This is a genomic window from Elioraea tepidiphila DSM 17972, assembly GCF_000378465.1.
GTDB classification, from domain to species: domain Bacteria; phylum Pseudomonadota; class Alphaproteobacteria; order Acetobacterales; family Acetobacteraceae; genus Elioraea; species Elioraea tepidiphila.
Genome location: NZ_KB899947.1, coordinates 1 through 24743 on the forward strand (window position 1 = coordinate 1; position 24743 = coordinate 24743).

The following is a 24743-nucleotide window of genomic DNA, read 5'->3' on the forward strand; positions in this document are numbered from 1 at the left end:
ACCAGCAGCTGAAGGAGGAACTCGGCCTCGATCACTTCGAGGGGCGATCATGGGCCGGGCGGCACCGCCACGCGCTGATGACGATGATCGCCTACGCCTTCCTGCAAGCCCAGCGGCTCGCTGCGGCGAAAGGGGGGAAAAAACCAGCCGCCGGGACCGCCGCCTGAGCCGAGCCTTCCCGCCGTCAGACGCGCCTTGCAGCAGCATCTCTTCGGCCCCCACAGCCGCCGATGTCCGCACTGCAGCCAAAGCCTCGCCGTCAAATTCATGGCCACTTTGCCAAAGTAGTGCTAGCCTGCCAACGGGTTGAGGCGTGCCGACACCGTCGTCACCGCGCTGTCGTGCGCGACCAGCAACCCCACGAGCCGCGCCAGGAACAGCACGACACCGGCGAACCACACCAGCGAGGCCGCGATCGCCACACCCGGCGCATCCTGCGTGACCGCGAGGTAGATGCCGGCCGGGAAGATCAGCGCCGAGCCGGCCGAAAGTCCATACTGCGCCCAGGCGAGCGGCCGGCTCCGCAGGAGCTCAGGATAGGCCCGCAAGGTCAGGCCCATCAGCGCGAGCGAGGTCCAGCCGAGCAGGTTCAGATGCGCATGCACGGGGCTGAGCGAGAAGTCGTGGGTGATCCCCATCGCGATCCCCATGCCGACGCCGGCCAGCAGGCAGGCGGCAGCCGTTGCAAGGAACAGCAGAGGCAGCTTGGACACGGAGGAGACTCCAAAACGTTGCACGGACGCGTTGTCTGCGTGCGCCGTGTTTCAGCCCGATGTCTGCCCGTCCATCGTCGCCGCGGCCGGCACGCGCTCCAGGCGTGCCTCCTGCGCAACGCTCGCGGCGCGCCGCCGCTGCACCTCGCCCGCGCGCCCATGCCGGGGCACCTCGCCGGACGCGAGACGCAGCACCGCGCGCAGCCCCGGCCCGCCCTCCGGGTCGCCCCCGAATTCGAGCGTGCCGGCGTGCAGATGCGCCACCGCCTCGACCAGCGTCAGCCCGAGACCCGAGCCCGGCGTGCCCCGGCTCGTCTCGGCGCGATAGAAGCGCTCCGTCACGCGCGGGCGTTCGGTTTCCGGAATCCCCGGTCCGGTGTCCGCGACCACGATCTCCACGACCTCGTCGCCGCGCGAAGCGCCGAGCTGCACGCGACCGCCGGGTGGTGTGAACTTGATCGCGTTGTCGAGCAGATTGGCGACCGCCTGAAGAACGAGGTCGCGATCCCCGACCATGGCGAGCCCCGCCGTCGGCTCGGCCTCCAGCCGGACCCCCTTCTCCTCCGCCACGGCCTCGTAGAGCTCGGCTGCATCGGCAAGCAGCGCCGAGAGATCGAACGGCGCGAAGGCGGAGCGCCGTGCGCCGGCTTCGATCTCGGCGATGCGCAGGATCGCCTGGAACACCGCGATGATACCGTCGAGTTCGGCGATGCCACGCTCCATCGCCGCGCGCAGCTCCGCCTCGTCCGTCGCCTCGCGCTGCGACTCCTCGAGCCGCGCGCGCGTGCGCGCGATCGGCGTGCGCAGATCGTGCGCGATCGCGTTCGAGACCTGCCGCACGCCGTCCATAAGCCCGCCGATCCGGTCGAGCATGCCGTTGAAGATGCGCGCGAGCTGGTCGAACTCGTCGTCGGCACCGGTCAGCGGCACCCGACGCGACAGGTCGCCGTGGCCGATCGCCACCGCCGTCACCGCCACCTGGTCGATCCGCCTCTGCAAGACACGCTGCACCAGCACGCCGCCCAGTCCCGCCAGCAGCACGGCCAGCGCCGAGCCGTACAGCACCGCATCGGCAACGAGCTCGCGCAGGCGCAGCCGGTTCGCCACATCGCGCCCGACGATCAGCCGGTAACCGCCGGCGAGTTCCATGCCATAGAGGCGTCCGGTGGACTTGATGCCATCATGCTCGATCGGCGATTCGATCCACTGCGCGTCGAGCGGCATGCCGGCCGGCCAGGATTCGAGATTGCCGGCCAGCGATCGACCGTCGGGGCCGACCAGCAGGAAGACCTCCTCCTCGTCCGAATCCTCGGCGAGCCGCTGCGCGATCGTGCGGATGATCGCGTCGATTCCGCCGTCCTCGAAGCGCGCGGTCATCAGCGCGACGTCGTTGCGCAGCGACTGGTCCACCTGGCGGTTCAGGTAGCCGGCCGTGTTCCACCAGAAGAACCCGCCGAGCGCCGCGCCGGAGGCGATCAGCAGCACGGCGTGCAGGGCCGCGATCCGGAAGCCGAGCGAGCGCACCAGCCGAAGCAGCGGCCCATCGGCCGCGCGCTTCGGCGGATGCGCGGACAGGCTCACTGGTCGGCGCGCAGCATGTAGCCGGCGTTGCGCACGGTGTGGATCAGCGGGAAGGCGAAGCCGCGATCGATCTTCTGGCGCAGTCGCGACACGTGGACGTCGATCACGTTCGTCTGCGGATCGAAATGATAGTCCCACACCGCCTCGAGCAGCATGGTGCGCGTCACCACCTGGCCGGCGTTGCGCAGCAGGAACTCGAGCAGGCGGAACTCGCGCGGCTGCAGGTCGATCGTGCGGCCCGCACGCTTCACGCTGCGCGCGAGCAGGTCCATCTCGAGATCGGCGATCGCGAGCCGTGTGACCGGCCCCTCGCCGCGCGACCGCCGGCCGAGCGCCTCGATCCGGGCGAGCAGTTCGGTGAAGGCGAAGGGCTTGGTGAGGTAGTCGTCCCCACCCGCCTTCAGCCCCTTCACGCGGTCATCGACCTGGGCGAGGGCGGAAAGGAACAGCACCGGCACCTTCGAGCCGGTGGCGCGCAGGGTTTCCAGCAGCCTGAGCCCGTCCATGCCGCCGGGCAGCATCCGGTCCAGCACGATCAGGTCGTAGTTCTCCGAGGCGGCGAGGAACAGGCCGTCGCGGCCGTTGTCGGCTTGGTCGATCACGTGGCCGCTTTCCTTCAGTCCTTTCGCGACGAACCGCGAGACGTCCTTGTCATCTTCAACGAGCAGGATGCGCATCAGGCGCTCCAAGGTGAGTGGTCGGAGGGCGGCGGCGCCGCCGCGCGCAGTATATCCGGCCAGCGGGGTCTCCCCCAACGTCGTCTCGGACACGGCCGTATTGCGCCGCCGGAGCGCCGCGGCGGCGCGGGGTTGCACCGCAGCATGACCCGCGTAGGGTGGCGGCACCCTCCGCCACCGGGTTCCGGCCGTGTCGCTTGCCCTCACCGCCACGCTCGCCATGCTGGTGCAGCAGGCCTTCGCGACCTTCACGCGCGGGGTCGTGCCGGTGCTGGCGCCGCCGATCGGCGCGGAACTCGGCATCGATCCGTCGCATGCCGGCAGCTACACAGCGCTCGCCGCCGCCGCCGCCATGGTGGGCACGGTGGGCGTGGGCGGGTTCCTGCGGCGCTATGGCGGGTTCCGGGTGAGCCAGGTCTCGCTGGCGATCGCCGGGCTCGGCGTCGCCCTGGGCGCGCCGGCCGGTGTCATCGCGATCGCGGTCGGCGGCTTCCTGGTCGGGCTCGGTTCGACCGTCTCGACGCCCGCCTCCTCGCACGTGCTCGCCCGCGTGGTGCCGCGCCGCCAGCAGCCGCTCTATTTCAGCATCAAGCAGACCGGCGTGCCGCTCGGCGTGGCGATGACCGGCGCACTGGCCCCGGCCTTCGCCGCGGTCGCCGGCTGGCGCGGTTCGCTCGGCCTCTGTGCGCTGCTCTGCATCGTCCTCGCCATCCTGCTGGAGCCCTGGCGCGCGCGCTGCGACACCGACCGCGACCCCGCCGCCGCCCTCGGGCTCAGCGCGGTCGGCGAGACCATCCGCTCCGCCTGGAGCCCCGGGGTCGGCACGATCACCGCGATGGCGATCTGTTATGTCGGCCTGCAATTCGTGCACACCACCTTCATCGTCGTGTTCCTGGTCGAGGCGCAGGGGCGAAGCCTCGCCGCCGCCGGCGGGCTGTTCAGCATCGCCACCCTGGTCGCGATCCCGGGCCGCATCCTCTGGGGCTGGCTCGGCGGGCGGTTCGTGGCGCCGCGCCGCCTGCTGGCCGGCATCGGCTTCGGCACCGCGGCCGCCTTCGGCGCGATGGCGATGCTGCCTGCTTCCGCCTCCGACCTGATCGTGCTCGGCGCGCTGGTGCTGAACTCGGCCACCGTGATGGCCTTCCACGGGCTGATGCTTGCCGAGGTTGCCCGGCTCTCGCCGCCGGGCCGCGCCGGTTCGGTCACCGGCGGGGTGCTGTTCTTCGCCCAGATCGGCCAGATCGTGCTGCCGCCGCTGTTCGGGCTGGTCGCCCTCGCAACGGGCTACCGGATCGCCTGGGCGGTGTTCGCGCTGCCTGCGGTGGTCATGGGCGCCTGGCTGTGGCGGGAGCCGCGGTCGTAGAGGGGTCTTCGGGCCAGGCGTGCTTGGGGTAGCGACCGCGCATGGCCTTGCGCACCTCGGCCCAGCCGCCACGCCAGAACGCCGCGAGATCGCCGGTCACGGCGATGGGTCGCCCGGCCGGCGAGAGCAATTCGATCTGCACCCGCACGCGCCCGCCGGCGAGGCGCGGTGTCGCCGCCAGCCCGAACAGCGCCTGCGCACGCGCCGAGACCGTCGGCGGATCGCGCGTGTAGTCGATCATCGCCCGCCCGTGCGGCAGCGCGAGATGCGTCGGCAGCGCGGCGTCGAGCGACGCGGCGCGCTCCCAGCCCAGGAGGCCGCGCAGGATCGCGGCGAGATCGAGCCGGGCGAGTTCGCCGAGGTTGCGGACACCCGCGAGCTGCGGCGCCAGCCAGTGCTCGAGCGTGGCGGCGAGCGCCGCGTCGGCGAGATCGGGCCAGCCGGGCTCATGCGCCGCCATCAGCGCCACGCGCGCCTGGAGGTTGCGTGCCGCCGGCGTCCACGGCAGCACGCCGAGGCCGCGCGCCCGCACCCCCGCGCAGAGCCCGCGCGCCACCAGCGCCGCCTCGGGATCGGCGATCGGCGTCTCGTCCAGCACGAGCGCATCGAGCACGCGCCGCCGCCGCGCCCGCACCGCGCCGGCCTGGTCGTCCCAGGCGACGTCCTCGGTGGTGGCGATGCGCGCGGCCGCGAGCGTCTCCACCTCGGCGCGTGCCAGCGGCGCGGCGAGGCGGATGCGCGCATCCGTCCCCGAGAGGTCGAGCGCCGCGACCGCGAGGAACGGCGCGCGCGCGAGCGGGTCGGCGGGCGAAAGCCGCGCGCCTCGGCCATTCGCGAGCAGGAACGCGCCGGGCGCGCCGCGCGCCATCGCGATGCGGTCGGGAAACGCCGCGGCGAGCAGCACACCGGCATGGTCGGGATCGCCGTCGCGCGCGGACACACCGAGACGGCGCCGGTACTGCGCCGCCGCGCGCGCCGCCGCGCCCCCGAGCCGGCCGAGCCGGAGCCGGATGTCGGCGGAGGCGTCCGCGCCGCGCAGGGGGTCGCGCTCCTCCAACACGGCGGCGAGTTCGGCGGCAAGCGCGGCCTCGGCCTCGCCCCGCTCGCGCGCCGCGACCATCATCGCCGCGAGCCGCGGATGCGCGCCGAGCCGCGCCATCAGCTGGCCACGCGGCGTGATCGCGCCTGTCGCATCGAGCGCGCCGAGCGTGCGGAGCAGCTCCCGTCCGGCCGCGAGCGCGCCCGCGGGCGGCGGATCGAGGAACGGCAGCGCCGAAGGATCGGCGCCCCAGGCGGCGAGATCGAGCGCGAGCGGCGCCAGGTCGGCCTCCAGGATCTCCGGCCGGTCGGAAGCGGCGAGCCCGCGATGCGCCGCCTCGGTCCAGAGCCGGAACACCACGCCGGGGCCCAGCCGCCCGGCGCGGCCCGCGCGCTGCTCGGCGGCGGCGCGGCTGATCCGCACGGTGGCGAGCCGCGTCAACCCCGAGCCCGGATCGAAGCGCGGCGCGCGGCGGAAGCCGCTGTCCACCACCGCAGTCACACCCTCGACGGTGAGGCTCGTTTCGGCGATCGCGGTGGCGAGGATGATCTTGCGCCGGCCGTCGGCGTCCGGGCGGAGCGCGAGATCCTGCGCCTCGGGCGGGAGTTCGCCGTGCAGCGGGCGGACGACGGCCGGCGCGTCGGCGAGCGCCGCCTCGGCGCGGTGGATCTCGGCCATGCCGGGCAGGAACACGAGGATATCGCCCGACGTCTCGGCGAGCGCGCGCTGCGCCGTCGCGGCAGCGCGCTCGGGCAGGTCGCGGGGATCGTCATCGCGGGCGGCCCAGCGCACCGCGACCGGGAACATCCTTCCCGCGCTCTCGATCACCGGCGCATCGAGCAGCCGCGCGAAGGCGGCCCCATCCAGCGTGGCGCTGATCGCGACCAGACGCAGCTCCGGCCGGACCGCCTGGAGGTCGCGCGTCAGCGCCAGCGCCAGATCGGCATCGAGCGAGCGCTCATGCACCTCGTCGAACACCACGCAGGCGATGCCGGAGAGGCCGGGATCGGCGTGCAGCCGGCGCACGAGCAGGCCTTCCGTGACGACCTCGATCCGTGTCGCGGCCGAGACGGCGGCGTCGAGCCGCGTGCGCAGGCCGACCGTGCCGCCGACCTGTTCGCCGAGCAGGGACGCCATGCGGCGGGCCGCCGCGCGCGCCGCGACCCGGCGCGGCTCCAGCACGAGGATGCGTGCCTCCGGCGCGCGCCAGGCCGCGTGCAGCAGCGCGAGCGGCACGACCGAGGTCTTGCCCGCGCCGGGCGGCGCCACCAGCACCGCGTTGCCGCGCTCAAGCGCGCCGAGCAGCGCCGGCAGCGCCTCGGCGACGGGCAGCGCGGCGGCCTCGGCGGGAAGCGGACGATCGGTCATCGGCGCCATGGTGGGGCGGCAGCGCGCGATCTGGAACCGGCGCGCACCGCGGGGGTGGCTCGACAGCCGCCCGCCAGGGCGGTACCGCGGGCCGGACGCGCAGCGTCTGCGTCCGCAACCGCTTCGACACGGCAGGTGACCGCATGAGCACGATCGAACGCCTCGACGCCGCCCTCTATCGCATCCCCCTGCCGGTCGCGCTCTCCGACAGCACGCACCACACCATCACCCATTTCCAGCTCATCACGGCCACCGTGACCGATGCCGATGGGGCGACGGGGCTCGGCTACACCTACACGGTCGATTCGGGCGGCGCGGCCGTGCTGGCGCTGATCCAGCACGACCTCGCGCCCGTGGTGATCGGCCAGGACGCGGAGCGGATCGAGGCGATCTGGCAGGCGATGTGGTGGCGGCTGCATTTCGGCGGCCGCGGCGGGCAGACCAGCCTCGCGGTCGCGGCGATCGACATCGCGCTGTGGGACCTCGCGGCGAAGCGCGCGAACGCCCCGCTCTGGCGCCATCTCGGCGGGTTCGACCCGCACGTGCCCTGCTATGCCGGCGGCATCGACCTCGACTTCCCGCTCGACCGGCTGCTCGCCCAGGCCGACGACTTCCAGGCCCAGGGCTTCCGCGCGATCAAGATGAAGGTGGGTCGTCCGTCGCTGCGTCAGGATGTCGAGCGTGTCGCGGCGATGCGCGCGCATCTCGGCGACGACTTCGCGCTGATGGCGGATGCGAACATGCGCTGGAGCGCGGACGAGGCGATCCGGGCCGCGCGCGCGGTCCAGCCCTATGGCCTCGTCTGGCTGGAGGAGCCCACCATCCCCGACGACATCGCCGGCCAGGCGCGCATCGTGCGCGAGGGCGGACACCCGATCGCGGCCGGGGAGAACCTCAAGTCGCTCTGGGAGTTCAAGGAGCTGATCGCGGCGGGCGGCGTCACCTTCCCCGAACCCGATGTGGCGATCGTCGGCGGTGTGACCGTGTTCATGAAGGTCGCGGCGCTGGCCGAGGCGTTCAACCTGCCAGTGACCTCCCATGGCGTGCACGACCTGACCGTGCATCTGCTCGCCGCCGCGCCCAACCGGTCGTACCTGGAGGTGCACGGCTTCGGGCTCGACCGCTTCATCGCCGAGCCCATGCGGATCGTCGAGGGACGCGCGATCGCGCCCGAGCGGCCCGGCCACGGTGTCGCCTTCGACACCGCCGCGCTGGCACCATTCAGCACCGGCTGAGGGCTGGAGCGGGTAGCGGGAATCGAACCCGCGCATTCAGCTTGGGAAGCTGACAGGCTACCATTACATCATACCCGCACGTCCCTGATGTATAGGGCGCAGCCCCGCCCCCCTTCAAGTGCGCCCCGTCGCGGGCCGGCATCTTGATTTCGCCCGCTGCGCGGCCTAGCCACGGGGCGCGGGGCGACCCGCCCTCGTGATTTGTCCGGCCGGCTTGCGGCGAGGTGAAACAAGCGCGACGGGGGGCGATGCCGGTGCATCGCCGCCCGGCTAAAGAGGCCAGCGGACGGGTCGCCGTTCGCGTCTCCGAGGGCCGGACCCAACATGAGAGGGTCCGATGACCGACCGTCCCCGACTGACCTACGCGCCGACGCACCGTGCCGCCACCACCGCGGTCCGCGGCGGCCTGATGCGCAGCCCGCACGGCGAGACGTCGGAGGCGCTCTACCTCACCTCGGGCTTCGTCTACGACGATGCCGCGCAGGCGGAGGCGACCTTCCTCGGCGAGGCCGATCACTACCAGTACTCGCGCTTCGGCAACCCGACCGTGACCATGTTCGAGCAGCGGCTCGCAGCCCTCGAAGGCGCGGAGGCGTGCCGCGCCACCGCGACCGGCATGGCGGCGGTGAACGCCGCGCTGCTCGCGCATCTGAAGGCGGGCGACCGCGTGGTGGCCTCCCGCGCGCTGTTCGGCTCGTGCCACTGGATCGTCTCCACGCTGCTGCCCAAGTTCGGCATCAAGACCGTGTTCGTCGACGGCACCAACATCGTGCAGTGGCAGCAGGCGCTCTCCTGGCCGACCAACGCGGTGCTGCTGGAGACGCCGTCCAATCCCTGTCTCGACATCATCGATCTGGAACGCGTCGTGGCGCTGGCGCATGACGCGGGCGCGGTCGTGATGGTGGACAACGTGTTCGCCACCCCCTTGCTGCAACGCCCGATCGAGTACGGCGCGGATGTGGTGATCTACTCGGGCACCAAGCACATCGACGGCCAGGGCCGCTGCCTCGGCGGCGCGGTGCTGGGGCGGAAGACGTGGATCGAGGAGACGCTTCAGCCCTTCATCCGCAACACCGGCCCGGCGATCAGCCCGTTCAACGCCTGGACCATGCTGAAGGGGCTGGAGACGCTGCCGGTGCGGCTCGAGGCGATGTGCCGCTCGGCCGCGCGCATCGCCGACTTCCTCGCCGGCGAGAGCGCGGTGACGCGCGTGCTCTATCCGGCGCGCAAGGACCATCCGCAGCATGCGCTCGCGATGCGGCAGATGTCGGCCGGCGGCACGGTGGTGAGCTTCGAGCTTGCCGGCGGCAAGGAGGCGGCGTTCCGCTTCATGGACGCGCTCTCCTTGATCGACATCAGCAACAACCTCGGCGACGCGAAGAGCCTGATCACGCATCCCGCGACCACAACGCATATGCGCATCGGCGCCGAGGAGCGGGCGCGGCTCGGCATCGGCGACGGGCTGGTGCGGCTCTCGGTCGGGCTCGAGGATGTGCGCGACCTGATCGACGATCTCGCCCGCGCGCTTGCCGCCACGGGACTCGCCCGCGCTGCCGAGTAGCCGGGGCTTGCGCCGGCTCGCCACGATGGCAGAGTCGCGCGGCCGACCCGGAAGGACTGGTGCATGACGTTCGAAATCTGGCTTGCGTTCGTCGCCGCCTCGGCGGTGGTGCTCGCGATCCCGGGCCCCACCATCCTGCTGGTGATCGGCCAGTCGCTCGGCGCGGGACGGCGCGGCGCACTCCCGCTTGTTGCGGGCGTGGCGCTCGGCGACCTCACGGCGATGACGCTCTCGCTCGCCGGGCTCGGCGCGGTGCTCGCCACCTCGGCGACCGCCTTCACGATCGTGAAGTGGCTCGGCGCGGCGTATCTCGTCTGGCTCGGCGTGTCGCTGTGGCGCGCGAAGGTGCCGGAGCAGGACGCGGCGGCGGTCGCGCTGCCGGCCATTCGCGCGATGCGCGACGCCTATGTCGTCACCGCGCTGAACCCCAAGAGCATCGCCTTCTTCGTCGCCTTCGTGCCGCAGTTCATCGTCGCGGGTGCGGCCTTCGCGCCGCAGGCGGCGATCCTGATCGCGACCTTCGTCGTGATGGCGGCGGCGAACGCGGCGCTCTACGCCCTGCTCGCCGGCCAGCTCGCCGGGGCGGTGCGGCGGCCTGCGGTGCGGCGCTTCGTCAATCGCGCGGGCGGCACGATGCTGATCGGCGCCGGTGTGGCGACCGCGGCGATGCGCCGCGCCTGAGGGATGGCGAGCGGCGATTACACCGAGGTCACGCGCGGCATCCGCGTCAGCGTGTGCGCCCGGTTCCTCGACGAGCAATCCGCGCCGGACGAGAACCGTTTCGTCTGGGCCTATCGCGTGACGATCGGCAACGAGGGCGGCGAGACGGTGCAGCTGCTCCGCCGCACCTGGACGATCACGGACGCAGCCGGGCGCGTGCAGCGCGTGCACGGACCGGGCGTGGTCGGCGAGCAGCCGGTGCTCGCCCCGGGCGAGCAGTTCGAATACACCTCGGGCACGCCGCTCGGCACGCCTTCGGGCTTCATGTCGGGGCTCTACCACATGGTCGTGCGCGACACGGGCGAGCTGTTCGACGTGGTGATCCCGACCTTCTCGCTCGACAGTCCGCACCAGCCGATCCGGCTGCATTGAACCTCAGAGATAGCGCGCACGCAGATCGACCGAGGATCCGACACCGACCATGTCGAACGCGCGCGCGAGCCAGGCGCGCGCCGCCTCGCGGCCGAGGTCGCGCAGTTCGCTCAGGAAGCCGATATCGCCGTTGAACTTGGTCGAGACATTGAACCGCGCCATGGCCTGCTCGGCATTGATGCTGTGGATGTTCAACCGCTTGTAGCGCGCCGGATCGACCGCGCCTTGATCCAGGAGCTTCTGCACGAAGGCGATCGCGCGCATCTCCGACATCAGCGCGGTGTTGAAGCTGATCTCGTTCACCCGGTTGATGATCTCGGGCGCGGTGTCCGGCACGTCGGGGCGGTGGATCGGGTTGATCTCCACGACGATGATGTCCGGTGCGGTGCAGCGGTAGAACATCGGCCAGAGCGCGGGATTGCCCATGTAGCCGCCATCCCAATATGCCTCGCCCTCGATCTCCACCGCGCGGTAGAGATGCGGCAGGCAGGCCGAGGCCAGCAGCGCGTCGATCGTCACCTCGCGTTCGGTGAACACGCGGTTCCGCCCGGTGCGCACATTGGTCGCGCTGATGAACAGCCGATGCTGCGTGCAGCCGTGCAGCGTGTCGGGATCGACCAGATCGTCGAGGATGTCGCGCAGCGGGTTGAGGTCGAAGGGATTGAACTGCACCGGCGCGAGCGTGCGCGTCACCGCGTCGAAGGCAAGATAGCCCGCGGTGAAGGTCAGATCGTAGCCGTACAGGAACCGCTCGATCGGGCTCGGCCGCAGCGGCGAGCAGGCGAAGGCGTCGGCGATGCGGCCCCAGAAGGCGGCGAGCTTGGCGCGTGCCGCCTCGCGGCCGCCCTCGATCAGCCCCTGGACCATCAGCGCCGCGTTCATCGCCCCGGCCGAGGTGCCGGAGAGCCCGTCGAACGTGAGCCGCCCATCCTCAAGCAGATGATCAAGTACACCCCAGGTGAATGCGCCATGCGCGCCGCCACCCTGGAGGGCGATGTTCACGTATTTCGTGTTCGCGCTCATCGCATGGCGCCGCCGCCCATGGGCGCAGGTTCACGATCGTCCCGCATTCGGTCCTCCATTGCGCATCCGGGATAGCCCCGCATCGCCCACCGATTCAAGCGATGAGTGGGGGAAGGTCAGCCGAGCCGGCGCAGGAGGGCAACGAGCCGCTTGGTCATCGGCGCGAACAGCTTCGGCACGAAAGCCTGGCCGGCTGCGCGCTTGCCCGCCTCGGAGAGCGTGGGGTAGGGCGCGATCATGCCGGCAACGGTCGAGAGCTTCGCGCCGGTCGTGATCGCGAGTCCCCACATGCCGATCATTTCGCCTGCGTGCGGGGCGAGAATGCCGGCGCCGAGGATGCGTCCCTTCGGCGTCGCCACCACCTTCACCAGCCCGCGCGTGGTTCCCTCCGCGATCGCGCGGTCGTTCTCGGCGAGCGGCCAGCGCAGGATCGCCAGATCGCGGTGCCCCGCTTCGCGCGCCTCCGCCTCCGTCAGCCCCACCTGGGCGAGTTCGGGGGCGATGTAGGTGACGCGCGGCAGCGCGGCGTAATCGATCTTCGCCGGCAGACGGAACAGCGCCGAGCGGACCACGATCCCGGCGTGGTAGCTGCCGACATGGGTGAACTGGCGCGGCCCGATCCCGTCGATGTCGGCGATGTCGCCGATCGCGTAGACGCGGCGGTTGGAGACACTGCGCAGGCCGCGATCGACCTTCACGCCGAGCCTCGTCGTCTCGATCCCGGCCCGGTCGAGGTCGAGCGTGTCGAGATTCGGCCGCCGCCCGGTGGCGATGAGCAGGTGCGAGCCCTCGATCCGCTCCTCCCGACCACCGCCTGCGTCCAGCACGGCCGCGATCGCGCCGCCGCTGCCCTCGATGCGCGCGATCCGCACGCCCTCGCGCAGCGCGATTCCCTCATCCTTCAGCGCCAGCAACGCACCCTCGGCGAGTTCGGGATCGTCCCGACCGAGCATCCTGGCGGCCTCGAGCACGGTGACCTCCGCGCCGAGGCGGCGATGCGCGAACGCCATCTCCAGCCCGATCGGCCCGCCGCCGATCACGATCAGGTGGCGCGGCCGGGTACGGTTCTGCCAGAGCGTCTCGTTGGTCAAATAGGGCACGGTGTCGAGCCCGGGGATCGGCGGCACGGCGGCGCGCGCCCCGGCCGCGATCACGACGCGCCGCGCCTTGAGCGTCATGCCGTTCACCGCCACCGTATCGGGACCGGCGAAGCGCGCCTCGCCGCGGATCACGGTCGCGCCGAGCCCGGTGAAGCGCTCCTCGCTGTCGTTCGGCGCGATCTCGGCGATCGCGTGATGGACGTGATCGAGCACGCGCGTGAAGTCCACCTGCGGCTCGCCCGCCGTCACCCCGAAGCGCGCTGCGGCGCGGATCGCGGCCGCATGGCGCGCGGCGGCGAGCAGGGCCTTGGAGGGCACGCAGCCGAAATTCAGGCAGTCCCCGCCCATCCGGCCGCGCTCGATCAGCGCCACGCGAACGCCGAGCTGGGCTGCGACCGCGGTCACCGACAGTCCGGCCGCGCCGGCGCCGATCACCACGAGGTCGAAGGCGCGCGTCTCAGGCATGGGACTTCTCCGCGCGGCGCGCGGCGATGCGGCGCCGGACGACCGGGACGAGCGCGAGCAGGGCAAGACCGAGCAGCGGCAGCAGCACGCCGGGCGACAGGATCACGCCGAGGTCGGGCCGCCCGCCGGCGGCGAGAATCTCGCCGAGCCCCGCACCGATCCCGGCGAACACCGTCGTCGCCGGGATGATGCCGAGAAACGTGCCGAGCGCGTAGGGGCCGAGCCGCATCCCGACCAGGGCCGGGGCCAGGTTCACCAGCCAGAACGGAACCAGCGGCACGATCCGCAGCACCAGCAGATAGGAGAGCCCGTCGCGCTCCAGCCCTGGCCGGACCTTGTCGAGCAGCGGTCCGGCCTTGCTGGCGAGGAGATCGGCCAGCGCGTGGCGCGCGGCGAGGAACAGCAGCACCGCGCCGATCGTCGCGCCGATCACCGACAGCACCGTGCCCCAGAGATGCCCGAACAGCAGCCCGCCGGAGAGGGTGAGGAACACCGCCCCCGGCAACGACACGGCCACGGCCGCGGCGTAGACGAGGACGAACCCGCCGGCCGCGACCGCCGGGTTGGCGCGCACCAGCGCGGCGAGCGCCGCGTGGTTGGCCGCGAGCGCCTCGGCCGAGAGATGGCGGTCGAGCCCCAGCGCGAACGCGACGGCGATCGCGCCGCCGAGCAGAGCGAGCGGCCAGAGGCGTCTCCAGCCGGGGCGCGACGGAATCCTCCCGTCCGCGGTCATCATCGAGCGGTCCTCTCCGGCAGACATGACCGGCCTTCGGCGGCCGGCAGGCGATGGTTTCACGACCGCCCGCCCGACGCAGCCGAGAACTGCGCCGGCGCGGCATTGACGCCCGGCGCGGCGGCCCGGTATACGCCCCCGCACGAACGGGACGCCGCATCGCCCAGCATGCGGCCGCCGCGCATTGTTGCGCCCCGAGCAGGAGTATCAGCCGTGTCCAAGCGCACCTTCCAGCCGAGCAAGCTCGTCCGCAAGCGCCGCCACGGCTTCCGCGCGCGCATGGCCACGCCGGGAGGCCGCAAGGTTCTGGCCGCGCGGCGCGCCAAGGGCCGCAAGCGCCTGTCCGCCTGAGTGCCCCGGATCGGGTGATCGGCGCGCCGAGTCCACGCCCCGCCCGGCTGACGCGACGCGCCGAGTTCCTCGCGGTCGCGGCCAAGGGGCGCAAGCACGCCATGCCCGGAATGCTGGTCCAGGGTCTGAAGGTCGAGGGGCGGCCGGGCACGCGGCTCGGTCTCACCTGCTCGCGCAAGATCGGCAACGCGGTGGCGCGCAACCGCGCCCGCCGCCGGCTGCGCGCGGCCGCCGATGCGGTGCTGCGCCCCGGACCCGCGGGCTGGGACGTCGTGCTGGTCGGCCGTGCGGCCACGCTCGATCGTCCGTTCCCGGCGCTGGTCGAGGATCTGCGCGCGGCCCTCGCCCGGATCGGGGCCGCGCCATGAGCCCGCTCGCGCATCTGCTGCGCGGGGCCGTGGTGACCTATGAATGGACGCTCAGGCCCGTGATCGGCGCGCATTGCCGGTTCGAGCCGTCGTGCAGCGCCTATGCCAAGGAGGCGATCGCCACCCACGGGGCGGTGAAGGGCGCGGGGCTTGCCGCCTGGCGCATCCTGCGCTGCAACCCCTGGTGCGCGGGCGGGCACGATCCGGTGCCGCGCCGCTGCGACACGCCCGACAAGGACGGATGATGGTCGACCAGAAGCGCCTGATCCTCGCGATCGCGATCTCGATCGCCATCCTGTTCGTCTTCGAGGTGCTGTGGAACCAGCCGATCCGCGAGGCGGAGCGGGCGCGCCAGGCGGAGATCGCGGCGCAGGCCGAGATCGAGGCCCAGCAGGCGCGCGAGGCCGCGCCCGGCACCCCGCTCGCCGCCCCCATGCCGGGCGTCGCGCCGGCCTCGCCGCGCCCGGCCACGACGCCGGCCTCCTTGCGCGTACGCATCGACAGCCCGGGCGTGATCGGTTCGATCAACCTGGTGGGCGCGGTGATCGACGACGTCACCCTGCGCCGTTTCGGCGTGACCCCCGATCCGCACAGCGAGCGCGTGCGCGTGCTGGAGCGTCGCGGCAACCCCGACGCCTATTTCGCCCAGTTCGGGTGGAGCGCGGTGGGTTCGGACGTGCAGGTGCCGCCGCCCGACGCGATCTGGCAGACCTCCGCGACGGTGCTCGGCCCGGGCCGGCCGGTGACGCTGTTCTGGGACAACGACCAGGGCCAGCGCTTCGAGATCGCGATCGGCATCGACGACAACTTCCTGTTCACGATCGAACAGCGCGTGATCAACAGCGGCGCGGGGACGATCACGGTGAACCCCTGGGGCCGGATCCGGCGTGAGCATACCCCGCCGACCGAGGGGTTCTTCATCCTGCACGAAGGGCTGGTCGGCGTGTTCGGCGGCCGGCTGACCGAACAGACCTACAAGAGCGCCAGGGAGGAGGCCGAGAAGCGGGGCGGCGCCTCGTTCACGCATGAGGGCCGTGGCGGCTGGGCCGGCTTCACCGACAAGTACTGGCTCGGCGCGCTGATCCCGGACCAGAGCCAGGACGCATCGTTCACCTGGCGCGTGCCGATGGAGGGCGGCCAGCCGCGCTATCAGATCGACTTCCTCGCCGGGCCGAAGACGATCGGGCCCGGGCTGCAGACCGCGAGCCGCAGCCACCTCTTCGCCGGCGCCAAGGAGGTGCATCTGCTCGACCGCTACGCCGTGGCGCTGCGTGTCGAGGGGCTCGACAAGGCGGTGGACTGGGGTTGGTTCCGGTTCCTCACCCGCCCGTTCTTCGAGGCGCTGCACTGGCTGGCCGCGGTCACCGGCAATTACGGCGTGGCGATCCTGATCTTCACGCTGTTTCTGAAGGCGCTGTTCTTCCCGCTCGCCAACAAGTCCTACAAGGCGATGAGCAAGATGAAGCTGCTCGCGCCGCAGATGCAGGAACTGAAGGAAAAATATAAGGACGACGCCACCAAGCTCCAGCAGGAGATGATGGCGCTCTACAAGCGCGAGAAGGTGAACCCGGTCTCGGGGTGCCTGCCGATCATCCTCCAGATCCCGGTGTTCTTCGCGCTCTACAAGGTGCTGTTCGTCACCATCGAGATGCGGCACGCGCCGTTCTTCGGCTGGATCCAGGACCTCTCGGCCAAGGACCCGACGAACATCTTCACCCTGCTCGGGCTGATCCCGTGGGATCCGAGCGTGATCCCGGTCATCGGCGGGTTCCTGCATCTCGGCATCTGGCCGGTGCTGATGGGGATCACGATGTATCTCCAGCAGAAGCTGAACCCGACGCCGCCCGATCCGGTGCAGCAGAAGGTGTTCATGCTGCTGCCCTTCGTGTTCACCTTCATGCTGGCGCAGTTCCCGGCCGGGCTGGTGATCTACTGGTCCTGGAACAACCTCCTGTCGATCGCGCAGCAATGGGTGATCATGCGCAAGGTGGCGCAGCAGCAGCCGGCGCCGGCCAAGACGTGACGCCCTCGGGCGGCCTCGCCGAGGCGGCGGACGAGGCCTCCCGGGCGGCGCTGATCGAGGCAGGCCGCGCGCTGTTCGCGGGCGAGGCCGCGTTCGTGCACGCCGCGCAGACGCTCGACCAGTTGCCTCCGCCGCGCGGGCCCGAGGTGGCGTTCGCCGGCCGTTCGAATGTCGGCAAGTCGTCGCTGCTCAATGCGCTGACCGGCAGGCGCGCGCTCGCGCGCGTCTCGGCCACGCCGGGACGGACCAAGCAGCTCAACTTCTTCGATCTCGCCGGGCGGCTCACGCTCGTGGACATGCCCGGCTATGGCTATGCGGAGGCGGCGAAGAGCGTGAAGGAGGCGTGGCAGGGGGCGATGTTCGGCTATCTGCGCGGCCGCGCCGTCCTGCGCCGCGTGGTGCTGCTGATCGACGCGCGCGTCGGCTTCAAGCCGGCGGACGAGGCGGCGATGGCGATGCTGGACGAGGCGGCCGTCGCGTTCCAGCTCGTGCTGACCAAGGTGGACAAGGTCAAGCCCGGCCCGCTCGCCGCGATCGTGGCGCGGACGCAGGCGGTGGCGCGCGCCCACACCGCGGCGCATCCGTTGGTGCTCGCGACCAGCGCCGAGACCGGGGCCGGCATCGCGGAGTTGCGCGCGGAACTGGCATCGCTCGCCCTGCCTTGACCGCGCGCGGCGCCGGCCGCTAGAGCCCGCGCAGCACGAGGAGGAGGGCCGGATGGACAGCGGCGGGATGCACACGGGCGAACAGCGGGCGCGGATCCTGTCCGAGGCGCTGCCCTTCCTGCTGCGCTACGATGAGGCGACCGTCGTCATCAAGTACGGCGGACACGCCATGGGCGAGGAGGAGCTCGCCGTCACCTTCGGCCGCGACGTCGCCTGGCTGCAGCTCTCCGGGCTCTATCCCGTGGTGGTGCATGGCGGCGGGCCGCAGATCAACGCCATGCTGGAGCGGCTCGACATCAAGTCCACCTTCGTCGACGGCCTGCGCGTGACCGACGAGAAGATGGTCGAGGTGGTCGAGATGGTGCTCGCCGGCACCGTCAACAAGCAGGTCGCCTCGCTGATCACCCAGGCGGGCGTGATGGCGGTCGGGCTCTCCGGCAAGGACGGCGGACTGATCCGCGCACGCAAGATGACGCGGACGAAACGGGACCCGGAGTCGAACATCGAGCGCGTGCTGGATCTCGGCTATGTCGGCGAGCCCGAGCACATCGACACGCGCGTGCTCAATGCGCTGAAGGGGGCGGAGATCGTGCCGGTGATCGCACCCGTGGGCCTCGGCCCGGACGGGCGCACCTACAACATCAACGCCGACACGGTCGCCGGCGCGGTCGCCGGCGCGCTCAGGGCCAAGCGCCTGCTGATGCTGACCGACGTGCCTGGCGTGCTCGACCGCGACCAGCGGCTGATCCCGGAACTCACCGCGAGCCAGGCCGAGGCGCTGATGGCGGACGGCACGATCTCGGGCGGCATGATCCCGAAGGTCGAGCACTGCCTCGCCGCCGTGAAGGCGGGCGCGGAGGCGGCGGTGATCCTGGACGGGCGGGTGCCGCACGCGATCCTGCTCGAGCTCTTCACCGAGCAGGGCGCGGGCACGCTGATCCGGCTCTGAGCGCGGCCTCGGCTCAGCCCGGCACGGGCTGAGCACCGGCGGGGACCGGCCCGCGCGGCGCGGCGACGCCATCCCGCGCGAGAAAGCCGAGATGCCAGCGCATCTCCTCCTCGGTGAGCGGCCAACTGCCCGGGGGGGCGGTGAGGATCGCGCTCGGCGGCAGCCGGCCGAGCAGGGCCTGCACGCTGGCCGCCGCGCGCATCGAGAACCCGGCCTTCCAGCAGATCGCGACCAGCCCCTTGGCGCTGCGGAGGTTCGCGGCGCGCTCCACCACCGACAGCGCGACATCGGCCGCGCGCGCCAGCATCGCCGCGACCATGCGCACCTCGCCGCGATCGGCCGCAGCCAGCACGTGCGCCTCGGTCAGGCGTCCGCGCGCCTTCAGCTCGCCGGCGGCGGCAAAGGCATCGACCGGCAGCGGCAGGTCGGAGCGGTGGGTCGGCACGGCCGGGCTGCCCCAGGCCACCTGCTTCACCACCTGCCGGCGCAGGAACTCGGCCGTGGCGGCGTCGAGGTCAGGCCGGGTGGAGAGCGCGTGCACCAGGTGCTCGGCGACGATCGCGGCGAGCGCCCGGGCGGCGCGGGCCGAGAGATGCGGCCGGCGCACCAGCGGCTCGTGCCACTCGACGTGATCGGAGGCGCGCGCGATCAGCGCGTCGAGCGTGGTCTCGCGGATCTGGGCGGACTTGTTGCGCAAGAGCGCCGTGATCGCCGGCGAATTCGCGGTCTCGGCGATGGCGTCGGACACCCTCTCGTTCAGATGCGGCCGGCGCGCGATCGCGCCGATCGTCTCGGCGCCGGGCGGGGCGTAGACGAGGGCGAGCAGGTCCTCGGTCGAGAGCAGCGGCGACAGCTCCAGCACCGGGCCGGCCACGGGGATCTCGGTGTCGTGCGCGAGCGCGACGATCAGCTCGCGCGGCGCGTCCGGCATGTCCTTGACGACATCGGCGATCGCCGCGCGCACCTGCACCGCCGTGTCCTGCACCAGCCGCGCGAGCGTCTCGGCGGTCAGGCGCTGCAGCCGGTCCTGGCTGGTCGGGTCGAGCTGCGGCGCCAGCGCGGCGATCTTGCGCGCGAGTGCCACCCGCACGCGCTCGTCGGCATCGTCGGCGAGCAGCCGGTCCGCCTGCGGCGGTGTCAGGCCGTTGGCGGCGACCGCGACGCGCACGTCGCTTTCGTGATCGGCGGCGAGATAGAACAGCAGCTCCGGCGCCATGTCGCCGCGCTGGGCGAGCGCCGCACGCTCGGCCGCCGTGCCCGACCGGGCGATCCGCTTGGCATCCTCGTAGTCGGCCGCCCGCATGAGCGGACGTTGGATCGTGCTCATGGCTCTGACAGGCTCCAGCCGGCCTTGCCGGCACGCTTCGCGGCATACATGGCGGCATCCGCGCGCAGCATCAGGTGGTCCGTCGGCTCGCGCGTCGCCGGGGCGCGCATGGCGATGCCGATCGAGAGGCTGATCCGCACGTCGCCGCCCGGCGCATGATGCGCGAGCGCCAGCGGCGCATCGGCGATGATCCGCTCGGCCCGTCCGACCGCGATCCTGGCATCCGCGCCGTCGAGCCAGAGCGCGAACTCGTCGCCGCCGATCCGTGCGACCAGGTCGGAGGGGCGCACGGCCGCGCGCAACTGCCCGGCGGCGGCGCGGATCGCCGCATCGCCCGCCTCATGGCCGTGCTGGTCATTGATCGGCTTGAGGTTGTCGAGGTCGACGAACAGCAGGGCCCCGGGCTGTCCCTGCCGGTCCAGCCGTTCGAGGCGGCGTTCCAGCTCCTCGAAGAAGGCCCGGCGGTTCAGCAGGCCGGTGAGCGGATCGGTGCGCGCCTGGCGCAGCATCTCGGCCTGCATCGCCTCCTGGGCGAGCAGCAGCCCGATGACGTCGGCGGCGGTGTGAATGAGCGCGCGCTCCTCGCCGTCCCAGCCGCGCACGCCCGGGGCACGCCAGATCACCAGCAGCCCGCCACCCCCGCCCGGCTGATGCGCGGCGGCAACGGCGATCGACCGTCCATCCGGCCCCTCGCCGACGGCCGTGCCGGACCCTGCCTGGCGGTCGAGCGCGGCGGCGGTGGCAACCAACGCAGGCAGCGCCTCGCCGACGGTCAGCACCGGCGTCAACCCGGTCTCGGTGCGCCGCAGGATCGCCGAGCCCGCCGCGCCGAGGGCGGGCATCATCGCCCGCGCCGCCCCGGCCAGCATGCCCTTCGCCAGCACCTCCGTGCGGGTCTCGGCCAGCACGGCCTCGATCAGCGCCTCGCGCCTGAGCGCGGTGGCGAGCGCACCGGTGCGCCGCTCCTCCTCGGTGACGTCGCGGCCCACCCCGCGCGCGCCGATCAGCCGGTCATCGGCATCGACCAGCGGCACGCCGGCGAAGGCGAGGCAGGCGAGGCGGCCATCGGCCCGGCGCAGCCAGGCGCGCACGCCGCGGCGCTGGCGGTCGGGGCGGAAGGGCGAGAACGCCGGCACGCCGGCGGGACCCTCGGCGAGAATGTCGTCGGCCGGGCGGCCGATCAGGTCGCTCGCGGACCACCCCAGGGCTGGATCGGGGAAGACGAAGGTGAAGCGGCCCTCGGCGTCGGTCTCCCAGGCGAAATCGGCCGCCATGTCGACCAGATCGCGCCACCGCTGACGGCTGTCGAGCAGCGCGTCGCGCAGTGCGCTGTCGAAATGAGCGGTGGCGAGATCCAGGGTCATCGCGGCGTTCCGTCCGTCGGCACGGCGACAGTGAACCCTGTTCCACGTTAACGGCGGGTTGCCGTCCATGCACGTTGACAGGCCTCGCCCCTGCCGCGAGGCTCCGTCCGCCGCCGCACAGGGGAGACGGGCCGCCGATGACTGACGCGCTGAAGACCGAGATCGAGGCGCTGTGGGACCGCCGGGCCGGGCTGAATGCCGCGACCGGGGGGCGGGCGCGCGAGGCGGTCGAGGCCGCGCTCGAGTTGCTCGATTCGGGGAGGGCGCGGGTGGCCGAGCCCACCGGCGCGGGCTGGGCGGTCAATGAGTGGCTCAAGAAGGCGGTGCTGCTGTCCTTCCGCCTGACCGACAGCCGAATCATGGACACCGCCGCCGGCGCCTACGACAAGGTGCCGCTGAAATTCGAGGGCTGGGGCGAGAACCGCTTCCGCGAGGCCGGCTTCCGCGCCGTGCCCGGCTCGGTGGTGCGCCGCTCCGCCTATATCGCCCCCGGCGTCGTGCTGATGCCCTCCTTCGTCAATGCCGGCGCCTATGTCGATTCCGGCACGATGGTGGACACCTGGGCGACCGTCGGCTCCTGCGCCCAGATCGGCAGGAACTGCCACATCTCCGGCGGCGCCGGGATCGGCGGCGTGCTCGAGCCCGTGCAGGCCGCCCCCGTGATCATCGAGGACGAGTGCTTCATCGGCGCGCGCTCCGAGGTCGCGGAAGGGGTGATCGTCGAGCGCGGCTCGGTGCTGTCGATGGGGGTCTATCTCGGCGCCAGCACGAAGATCATCGACCGCGCCTCGGGCGAGGTGTTCCTTGGCCGCGTGCCGGCCTACTCGGTCGTGGTCCCGGGCTCCCTGCCGGGCAAGCCGCTGCCGGACGGCTCGCCCGGCCCGGCGCTCTACTGCGCCGTGATCGTCAAGCGCGTGGACGAGAAGACGCGCGCCAAGACCTCGATCAACGACCTGCTGCGTGACTGACGGCGCCTCCCTCGCCGATCCGCTGCCGCTCGCCGCGGCGCTCATCCGCTGCCCCTCCGTCACGCCCGAGGATGCCGGAGCGCAGACCGTGCTGGCCGAGGCGCTGACCAGCCTCGGCTTCGCGTGCACGGCGCTGACATACGGACGCGTGCGCAACCTCTATGCGCGCATCGGCACCGGACGGCCCGCACTCTGCTTCGCCGGACACACCGACGTGGTGCCCGCGGGCGATGCCGCCTGGTCGTCCAACCCGTTCGCGGCCGAGGTGCGCGGCGGGGTGCTCTACGGCCGGGGGGCGACCGACATGAAGGGCAACATCGCCGCGTTCGTCGCCGCGCTGGCCGGCTGGCTCGACCGGCACGGCGGCACCCCGCCGGTCGCCGTCTCGCTGCTGATCACCGGCGACGAGGAGGGTGAGGCGGTGGACGGCACCGTCAAGGTGCTGGAGTGGATGGCCGAGCGTCAGGAGATCCCAGGGTTCTGCCTGGTCGGCGAGCCGACCTCGGTCGCGACGCTGGGCGATCTGGTGAAGATCGGCCGGCGCGGTTCGATGAGCGCGCGGCTGGTGGTGGAGGGAACGCAGGGCCACAGCGCCTATCCGCAGCGCGCCGACAATCCGATCCACCGGCTGGTGCGCGTGCTGCACGCGCTGACCGAGCAGCCGCTCGATGCCGGCACCGACTGGTTCGAGCCCTCCACGCTCCAGATCACCAGCGTCGATGTCGGCAACCCGGCGACCAACGTGATCCCCGCGCGCGCCGAGGCGAAGTGGAACATCCGCTTCAACGACCGCCACACGGCGGCCAGTCTCGAGGCCTGGATGCGCCGCCTCATCGATGCGGCGGCGCCACGCCACACGGTCAGCTTCTCCTGTTCGGGCGAGGCGTTCCTGACCACGCCCGGACCTGAGGTGGCGAAGCTCGTCGCCGCGATCACGGCCGCGACCGGGGTGACACCGAAGCTCGACACCGGCGGCGGCACCTCGGATGCCCGCTTCATCGCCCGCTACTGCCCGGTCGCCGAGTTCGGGCTGGTCGGCACCTCCATGCACCAGGCCGATGAGCGCGTGCCGGTGGCGGAGCTCCGGGCGCTGGCGCGCGTCTACGAGGGCGTGCTGGACGCCTTCGCCACGTGAGTGCGCGCGACATCGCCGCGGGGGTCGCGTCGGTGTCGCTGCTCGCCCGAGGGCGCAGGATCGGCCTCGAGCTGCTGGACGGCTCGCCGCACGGCGCGTGGCGCAGCTTCGTCGCGCTGTTCGTCGCGGCCCCGTTCTTCCTCGCGTTGAAGCTGCTCTCCGAGCCGCCGATCGTCGCCGGCGCCGACCCCGTGCGGCTCTGGATCGCCGAGGCGATCGGTTACGTGGTGGGCTGGTTCGCGCTGCCGCTGATGATGCTGGCGTTTGCGCGCGTGATGGACCGGCTGCATCGCTGGCCGCTGTTCGTGTGCGCCTGGAACTGGACCAACGTGGCGCAGATCCTGGTGTTCCTGGCGGCCGCCCTGCTCGCCGCGCTGCTGCCGCGCGGTCTCGGCCAGCTCATCACCCTGGTGGCGCTCGGCTACGTACTCTGGCTGCAATGGTTCGTCGCACGCGAGGCGCTCGACATCCCCGGAGCGCGCGCGATCGCCGTGGTCGGCCTCGACCTCGTGCTCGGCCTGTTCATCTCCGGGCTGACGCTCTCCATCGGGCTCGCCCAGTAGGGGACGCGCTCAGCGCAGCACCTCGAAATAGCCTGTCTCCTCGTCCATCCGCGCCTGCTCCATGGCGCGGAAGTCGTAGCGCGAGACGATGCCGACGACGTGGCCGTCCTTCACCACGGGCAGATGGCGGAAGCCGCAATCGCCGAGCAGGCGCAGCGCCTCGATCGCGTTCTGCTCCGGCGTGATGGTGACGGGATTGCGCGTCATCACGGCGGCGAGCTTCGTGTGCGCCGCGTCCAGCCCCTCGGCGAGCAGGCGCACGGCGTCGCGGCCGGTGAAGATGCCGACGAGCCTGTCGCCGTGCTCCACCACCAGCACGGCGCCGACGCGGCGGGCATGCATCGCCTCGCACGCCTTCTTGACCGTCGCCGTCGGCGGCAGCGTCAGCGGCTTCTGGTTCCGCACGATCTCGTGCATCGAGCGCGTCTGCATGGCGTCACTCCGTTGTCACGCCGACTCCATAGACGGGAGCGCGTCCAGGCGGGTTGATGCAGCGCAACCGGCACGGCCGGCCGCAAGGTGGCAGGCCGTCCCGCCAGAGCCGCTCCCGACCAGTCGGAACCGGCCCTAGTGGAGTGATTCCAGCAGACGTTTCCCGCGCTGGTGCTTGCCGATGATGGTGTCGGCGGGCGCGGTCCAGCGGAAGGGCTTCGGGTCGGCGTTGTGGGCGTCGAGGTAGTCCCGGATGGCCTGGTTCAACTCGATGACGGAGCGGAAGACGCCGCGTTTCAGACGTCGCTTGGTCAGCGTGGCGAACAGGCCCTCGACGGCGTTGATCCAGGAGGCCGAGGTCGGCGTGAAGTGGACATGGAAGCGCGGATGCCGGGCCAGCCAGCGCTTCACTGCCTCGGTCTTGTGGGCGGCGTAGTTGTGCCGCTTCGCGTCGCCTTTGGCTCCGAGGATCAGGTGCAGGTCGAGCTCCGCCGGGGTCTGCTTGTCGATCAGGCGGAGGAAGCGGATGAACTCGGCGGCACGGTGGCGGAGCATGCACTGGCCGATGACGGTGCCCGCCTTCACGTCGAGGGCGGCGAACAGCGTCGTCGTGCCGTGGCGCTTGTAGTCGTGCGTCATGGTGGCACC

25 protein-coding genes, 1 tRNA gene, 1 pseudogene and 1 riboswitch are annotated in these 24743 nt (G+C 72.0%); of the genes and pseudogenes, 15 read left to right on the plus strand and 12 right to left on the minus strand.

Annotated features, from left to right (window positions below):
* Positions 1-161 (plus strand): annotated as a pseudogene (locus F563_RS24965) (IS701 family transposase); the annotation flags it as partial.
* Between the two features lie 129 nt (positions 162-290).
* Here F563_RS24965 and F563_RS23505 read toward each other — a convergent pair.
* Genes F563_RS23505 through F563_RS0120035 form a run of 3 tightly spaced genes read right to left on the minus strand, consistent with a single transcriptional unit; the run spans position 291 to position 2971 of the window.
* Complete coding sequence (locus F563_RS23505; protein WP_019016474.1) at positions 291-713, minus strand: hypothetical protein; 423 nt, start codon at positions 711-713, stop codon at positions 291-293.
* Between the two features lie 51 nt (positions 714-764).
* Positions 765-2294 carry a sensor histidine kinase gene (locus tag F563_RS0120030; protein ID WP_019016475.1) on the minus strand — a complete coding sequence of 510 codons (1530 nt, stop codon included), beginning with the start codon at positions 2292-2294 and terminating at the stop codon, positions 765-767.
* Complete coding sequence (locus F563_RS0120035) at positions 2291-2971, minus strand: winged helix-turn-helix domain-containing protein (RefSeq protein ID WP_019016476.1); 681 nt, start codon at positions 2969-2971, stop codon at positions 2291-2293. Before F563_RS0120035 ends, F563_RS0120030 begins: the two co-directional genes overlap by 4 nt.
* A gap of 190 nt (positions 2972-3161) precedes the next feature.
* Between F563_RS0120035 and F563_RS0120040 the strand changes: the two genes are divergently transcribed.
* Complete coding sequence (locus F563_RS0120040; RefSeq protein WP_019016477.1) at positions 3162-4334, plus strand: MFS transporter; 1173 nt, start codon at positions 3162-3164, stop codon at positions 4332-4334.
* Here the strand turns inward: F563_RS0120040 and hrpB are convergent.
* Complete coding sequence (gene hrpB / locus F563_RS0120045) at positions 4297-6750, minus strand: ATP-dependent helicase HrpB (RefSeq protein WP_425386952.1); 2454 nt, start codon at positions 6748-6750, stop codon at positions 4297-4299. The genes F563_RS0120040 and hrpB overlap by 38 nt on opposite strands.
* A gap of 134 nt (positions 6751-6884) precedes the next feature.
* Here hrpB and F563_RS0120050 point away from each other — a divergent pair, with 134 nt between their 5' ends.
* Positions 6885-7976 (plus strand): mandelate racemase/muconate lactonizing enzyme family protein, encoded by a 1092-nt coding sequence (locus F563_RS0120050; protein ID WP_019016479.1) that lies wholly within the window; start codon positions 6885-6887, stop codon positions 7974-7976.
* A gap of 4 nt (positions 7977-7980) precedes the next feature.
* On the opposite strand, the gene F563_RS0120055 is transcribed toward F563_RS0120050, so the two are convergent.
* A tRNA-Gly gene (locus F563_RS0120055) sits at positions 7981-8054 on the minus strand.
* Between the two features lie 105 nt (positions 8055-8159).
* Positions 8160-8231, plus strand: a riboswitch (SAM riboswitch).
* Positions 8232-8313: 82 nt separating this feature from the next.
* Here F563_RS0120055 and metZ point away from each other — a divergent pair.
* From metZ to apaG, 3 genes are all read left to right on the plus strand, one after another.
* Positions 8314-9537 carry an O-succinylhomoserine sulfhydrylase gene (metZ, locus tag F563_RS0120060; protein WP_019016480.1) on the plus strand — a complete coding sequence of 408 codons (1224 nt, stop codon included), beginning with the start codon at positions 8314-8316 and terminating at the stop codon, positions 9535-9537.
* Positions 9538-9600: 63 nt separating this feature from the next.
* Positions 9601-10218, plus strand: a complete 618-nt coding sequence (locus F563_RS0120065; RefSeq protein ID WP_019016481.1) for a LysE family translocator — start codon at positions 9601-9603, stop codon at positions 10216-10218.
* Positions 10219-10221: 3 nt separating this feature from the next.
* Positions 10222-10629, plus strand: a complete 408-nt coding sequence (gene apaG, locus F563_RS0120070; RefSeq protein ID WP_019016482.1) for a Co2+/Mg2+ efflux protein ApaG — start codon at positions 10222-10224, stop codon at positions 10627-10629.
* Positions 10630-10632: 3 nt separating this feature from the next.
* On the opposite strand, the gene F563_RS0120075 is transcribed toward apaG, so the two are convergent.
* The 3 genes from F563_RS0120075 to F563_RS0120085 all read right to left on the minus strand — a co-directional run bounded on the left by F563_RS0120075 (position 10633) and on the right by F563_RS0120085 (position 13953).
* Positions 10633-11652 (minus strand): patatin-like phospholipase family protein, encoded by a 1020-nt coding sequence (locus F563_RS0120075; RefSeq protein ID WP_019016483.1) that lies wholly within the window; start codon positions 11650-11652, stop codon positions 10633-10635.
* Between the two features lie 116 nt (positions 11653-11768).
* A complete protein-coding gene (locus F563_RS0120080) occupies positions 11769-13217 on the minus strand; it encodes a dihydrolipoyl dehydrogenase family protein (RefSeq protein ID WP_019016484.1) in 1449 nt (482 codons plus the stop codon).
* Positions 13210-13953 carry a TVP38/TMEM64 family protein gene (locus tag F563_RS0120085; protein WP_019016485.1) on the minus strand — a complete coding sequence of 248 codons (744 nt, stop codon included), beginning with the start codon at positions 13951-13953 and terminating at the stop codon, positions 13210-13212. The genes F563_RS0120080 and F563_RS0120085 overlap by 8 nt, the downstream gene beginning before the upstream one ends.
* Positions 13954-14163: 210 nt before the next feature.
* On the opposite strand from F563_RS0120085, the gene rpmH reads away from it, so the two are divergent.
* Genes rpmH through argB form a run of 6 tightly spaced genes read left to right on the plus strand, consistent with a single transcriptional unit; the run spans position 14164 to position 18306 of the window.
* Positions 14164-14301: a 50S ribosomal protein L34 gene (gene rpmH / locus F563_RS0120090; RefSeq protein WP_019016486.1), complete on the plus strand. Its 138-nt coding sequence runs from the start codon at positions 14164-14166 to the stop codon at positions 14299-14301.
* A gap of 14 nt (positions 14302-14315) precedes the next feature.
* Positions 14316-14669, plus strand: coding sequence for a ribonuclease P protein component (rnpA, locus tag F563_RS0120095; RefSeq protein WP_019016487.1), 354 nt, complete (start codon positions 14316-14318; stop codon positions 14667-14669).
* Complete coding sequence (gene yidD, locus F563_RS0120100; RefSeq protein WP_019016488.1) at positions 14666-14914, plus strand: membrane protein insertion efficiency factor YidD; 249 nt, start codon at positions 14666-14668, stop codon at positions 14912-14914. The genes rnpA and yidD overlap by 4 nt, the downstream gene beginning before the upstream one ends.
* The gene (gene yidC / locus F563_RS0120105) at positions 14911-16692 is read left to right on the plus strand and encodes a membrane protein insertase YidC (RefSeq protein ID WP_342662347.1); all 1782 of its coding nucleotides are present in this window, start codon (positions 14911-14913) and stop codon (positions 16690-16692) included. The genes yidD and yidC overlap by 4 nt, the downstream gene beginning before the upstream one ends.
* Positions 16689-17357 carry a ribosome biogenesis GTP-binding protein YihA/YsxC gene (yihA, locus tag F563_RS0120110; protein WP_019016490.1) on the plus strand — a complete coding sequence of 223 codons (669 nt, stop codon included), beginning with the start codon at positions 16689-16691 and terminating at the stop codon, positions 17355-17357. Before yidC ends, yihA begins: the two co-directional genes overlap by 4 nt.
* A 52-nt stretch (positions 17358-17409) precedes the next feature.
* Positions 17410-18306 (plus strand): acetylglutamate kinase, encoded by an 897-nt coding sequence (gene argB / locus F563_RS0120115; RefSeq protein ID WP_019016491.1) that lies wholly within the window; start codon positions 17410-17412, stop codon positions 18304-18306.
* Positions 18307-18319: 13 nt separating this feature from the next.
* On the opposite strand, the gene F563_RS23510 is transcribed toward argB, so the two are convergent.
* Both F563_RS23510 and F563_RS23515 read right to left on the minus strand, forming a co-directional pair.
* Entirely contained in the window at positions 18320-19633 is a 1314-nt protein-coding gene (locus F563_RS23510) for a DUF2336 domain-containing protein (RefSeq protein WP_019016492.1), read from the minus strand.
* A complete protein-coding gene (locus F563_RS23515) occupies positions 19630-20997 on the minus strand; it encodes a sensor domain-containing diguanylate cyclase (protein ID WP_019016493.1) in 1368 nt (455 codons plus the stop codon). Before F563_RS23515 ends, F563_RS23510 begins: the two co-directional genes overlap by 4 nt.
* 137 nt (positions 20998-21134) lie before the next feature.
* Between F563_RS23515 and dapD the strand changes: the two genes are divergently transcribed.
* Genes dapD through F563_RS0120140 form a run of 3 tightly spaced genes read left to right on the plus strand, consistent with a single transcriptional unit; the run spans position 21135 to position 23663 of the window.
* Positions 21135-21965: a 2,3,4,5-tetrahydropyridine-2,6-dicarboxylate N-succinyltransferase gene (gene dapD / locus F563_RS0120130; protein ID WP_019016494.1), complete on the plus strand. Its 831-nt coding sequence runs from the start codon at positions 21135-21137 to the stop codon at positions 21963-21965.
* On the plus strand, positions 21958-23100 hold the full coding sequence (dapE, locus tag F563_RS0120135) for a succinyl-diaminopimelate desuccinylase (protein ID WP_019016495.1): 1143 nt from the start codon (positions 21958-21960) through the stop codon (positions 23098-23100). The genes dapD and dapE overlap by 8 nt, the downstream gene beginning before the upstream one ends.
* The gene (locus tag F563_RS0120140; protein ID WP_019016496.1) at positions 23097-23663 is read left to right on the plus strand and encodes a hypothetical protein; all 567 of its coding nucleotides are present in this window, start codon (positions 23097-23099) and stop codon (positions 23661-23663) included. The genes dapE and F563_RS0120140 overlap by 4 nt, the downstream gene beginning before the upstream one ends.
* A gap of 9 nt (positions 23664-23672) precedes the next feature.
* Here the strand turns inward: F563_RS0120140 and F563_RS0120145 are convergent, their stop codons facing one another.
* Positions 23673-24095 carry a CBS domain-containing protein gene (locus F563_RS0120145; RefSeq protein WP_019016497.1) on the minus strand — a complete coding sequence of 141 codons (423 nt, stop codon included), beginning with the start codon at positions 24093-24095 and terminating at the stop codon, positions 23673-23675.
* Positions 24096-24230: 135 nt separating this feature from the next.
* A partial coding sequence (locus F563_RS0120150) for an IS630 family transposase (RefSeq protein WP_019014056.1) occupies positions 24231-24743 on the minus strand: 513 nt, incomplete at its 5' end.

Coding starts and splice junctions, on each gene's coding strand:
- F563_RS0120035 (WP_019016476.1), bottom strand. CDS start 2,971: ATGCGCATCCTGCTCGTTGAAGATGACAAGGACGTCTCGCGGTTCGTC.
- hrpB (WP_425386952.1), bottom strand. CDS start 6,750: ATGGCGCCGATGACCGATCGTCCGCTTCCCGCCGAGGCCGCCGCGCTG.
- F563_RS0120050 (WP_019016479.1), top strand. CDS start 6,885: ATGAGCACGATCGAACGCCTCGACGCCGCCCTCTATCGCATCCCCCTG.
- metZ (WP_019016480.1), top strand. CDS start 8,314: ATGACCGACCGTCCCCGACTGACCTACGCGCCGACGCACCGTGCCGCC.
- F563_RS0120065 (WP_019016481.1), top strand. CDS start 9,601: ATGACGTTCGAAATCTGGCTTGCGTTCGTCGCCGCCTCGGCGGTGGTG.
- apaG (WP_019016482.1), top strand. CDS start 10,222: ATGGCGAGCGGCGATTACACCGAGGTCACGCGCGGCATCCGCGTCAGC.
- F563_RS0120075 (WP_019016483.1), bottom strand. CDS start 11,652: ATGAGCGCGAACACGAAATACGTGAACATCGCCCTCCAGGGTGGCGGC.
- F563_RS0120080 (WP_019016484.1), bottom strand. CDS start 13,217: ATGCCTGAGACGCGCGCCTTCGACCTCGTGGTGATCGGCGCCGGCGCG.
- F563_RS0120085 (WP_019016485.1), bottom strand. CDS start 13,953: ATGATGACCGCGGACGGGAGGATTCCGTCGCGCCCCGGCTGGAGACGC.
- yidD (WP_019016488.1), top strand. CDS start 14,666: ATGAGCCCGCTCGCGCATCTGCTGCGCGGGGCCGTGGTGACCTATGAA.
- yidC (WP_342662347.1), top strand. CDS start 14,911: ATGATGGTCGACCAGAAGCGCCTGATCCTCGCGATCGCGATCTCGATC.
- argB (WP_019016491.1), top strand. CDS start 17,410: ATGGACAGCGGCGGGATGCACACGGGCGAACAGCGGGCGCGGATCCTG.
- F563_RS23510 (WP_019016492.1), bottom strand. CDS start 19,633: ATGAGCACGATCCAACGTCCGCTCATGCGGGCGGCCGACTACGAGGAT.
- F563_RS23515 (WP_019016493.1), bottom strand. CDS start 20,997: ATGACCCTGGATCTCGCCACCGCTCATTTCGACAGCGCACTGCGCGAC.
- dapD (WP_019016494.1), top strand. CDS start 21,135: ATGACTGACGCGCTGAAGACCGAGATCGAGGCGCTGTGGGACCGCCGG.
- F563_RS0120145 (WP_019016497.1), bottom strand. CDS start 24,095: ATGCAGACGCGCTCGATGCACGAGATCGTGCGGAACCAGAAGCCGCTG.